Origin of the sequence: Geofilum rubicundum JCM 15548, from assembly GCF_000974365.1 — a bacterium.
GTDB classification, from domain to species: Bacteria; Bacteroidota; Bacteroidia; order Bacteroidales; family Marinilabiliaceae; genus Geofilum; species Geofilum rubicundum.
This window is the reverse complement of sequence record NZ_BAZW01000199.1, coordinates 1-646: the sequence shown is the minus strand read 5'-3', so window position 1 is coordinate 646 and position 646 is coordinate 1. Positions and strand designations below refer to the sequence as shown.

Genomic DNA, 646 nt, shown 5'->3' with positions numbered 1-646 from the left:
ACTGAGCCCAAACAGGAGATCCAGAAGTGCTAAGAAGAACGATCATAAGGGGCGCATTATAACTGATAAACCAAATTTGATGTGGGCCACTGATGGCAAAAAGTTCTGGATTAATGGAAGTGGGTGGCACTGGTTCTTTGGTGTTATTGACCATTTTAATGACGAGATATTGGCCTGGCATATAGCAAAGATTGGTAACCGTTTTGCGGCTATGGAGCCAGTACGTTCTGCAATTCAGAAACAATTTGGCTCTGTTAAAAAAGATATTTGCAGAGGTCTGGAGTTGCAATTACGCAGTGATCACGGTTCACAATATGACTCAGCAGACTTTATGAATGAGATGAAGTTTCTTGGTCTGGGAATGTCAAAGGCATATGTAAGGTCGCCGGAATGCAATGGCATAATTGAGCGGTTTCACCGTACGCTGGAAGAAGAGCTTCTGCAGATCAAGTCATTTAATTCTATAGAGGAGGCTCAAAGGGAAATAGCTGATTTTGTTGACAAATATAATACACATTGGATATTGCACAGGTTGGACCATTACTCCCCGGTGGAGTATAAACGAAAGTATGTCGAAGCGCTGAAAAACGCCCAGTCCGATACTTCGGGTAATATTGAGCCAGAGGACCAGTTTGTCCTCCTTTTG

The 646-nt window shown here is 42.9% G+C and carries 1 protein-coding gene; it reads left to right on the top strand.

Going from position 1 to position 646, the window contains the following annotated elements:
- Window positions 1–79: 79 nt before the first annotated feature.
- Window positions 80–646: integrase core domain-containing protein (locus tag JCM15548_RS20765; RefSeq protein WP_162198318.1), on the top strand; the 567-nt coding region annotated here is incomplete at its 3' end.